The following is a 1141-nucleotide window of genomic DNA, read 5'->3' on the forward strand; positions in this document are numbered from 1 at the left end:
TCGCGCAGCAGCAGCCGGTCGCCGACGTGCAGCGGCAGGGGCCGGGTGAGCGTGAGACGCGCCGCGTCGTCGCCGAGCGGGCGCAGGCGTACCGGCACGGCGGCCGAGCCGATGTGCAGGACCGGCTCGCGCGGAAGCCGGGTGGCCTCCTCCACCCGGACGTCGATGAGGCCGGTGGCGGTCCACTCGCCGGTGTGCAGCGCCATGCCGCGAAAGACCTCGTCGCGCTCGACGCCGCGCAGGTTGATCGCGACGCGGGCGACGGCGGAGACCTCGGCGACGTTCTCCTTGAGCGCCTGCAGCCCGCGTATGCGGACCGGGCGGCCGTCGAGGAGCAGTTCGCCGCCGGTGCGCACGGTGCCGGCGGGCAGGGTGCCGGTGACGACCGTGCCGCTGCCCTTGATGGTGAACGCGCGGTCGACCCAGACGCGTACGGAGGCGCCGGGGTCGGGCGCGGGCAGGCGGGTGACGAGTCGGCCGAGCGCGGCGCGCAAGTCCGGCAGCCCCTCGCCGGTGGCGCCGCTGACGGTGACTGCCTCGACGTCGCCCAGGGACGTACGGGCGATCTCGGCTCGCGCCTGCGCGAGGGCCTTCGCCGGGTCGGCGCGGTCGGACCGGGTGACGACGAGCAGCCCGTGCCGGACCTTCAGCGCGTCGATGGCGGCCAGGTGCTCGGCGGACTGCGGCATCCAGCCCTCGTCCGCCGCCACGACGATCATGACGGCCGGGACCGGGCCGACCCCGGCCAGCATGTTCGTGACGAACCGCTCGTGCCCGGGGACGTCCACGAACGCCAGCCGATCCCCCTGCTCCGGGGCCGTCCAGGCGAACCCCAGGTCGATCGTCATGCCGCGGCGGCGCTCCTCCGCCCAGCGGTCGGGTTCCATCCCGGTGAGCAGCCGGACGAGGGTCGACTTGCCGTGGTCGACGTGGCCCGCGGTCGCGACGACGTGCACTAGCGCTCCCCGAGGGCACCGCGCACGCGGGCGGCGAGGTCGCCGGGATCCAGCTCGGCCGGGACCGTGCGAAGGTCCAGCAGCACCCGGCCGTCCTCGACCCGGCCCACGATGCCGGCGCGGCGCAGCGGCACGACGCAGGCCTCCGGGAGGCTGACGGCCGCGCTCGGCAGCTCGACACCGGG

1 protein-coding gene and 1 pseudogene are annotated in these 1141 nt (G+C 76.0%); both read right to left on the reverse strand.

Going from position 1 to position 1141, the window contains the following annotated elements; all coding sequences use genetic code 11:
* On the reverse strand, window positions 1-956 hold a 956-nt coding region (gene selB, locus ACFFNX_RS50690; protein WP_378213658.1), incomplete at its 3' end, for a selenocysteine-specific translation elongation factor.
* Window positions 956-1141, reverse strand: a pseudogene (locus tag ACFFNX_RS50695) (L-seryl-tRNA(Sec) selenium transferase); the annotation flags it as partial. The gene selB and the pseudogene ACFFNX_RS50695, both read right to left, overlap by 1 nt.

Source organism: Actinoallomurus acaciae, from assembly GCF_042429965.1.
GTDB classification, from domain to species: Bacteria; Actinomycetota; Actinomycetes; order Streptosporangiales; family Streptosporangiaceae; genus Actinoallomurus; species Actinoallomurus acaciae.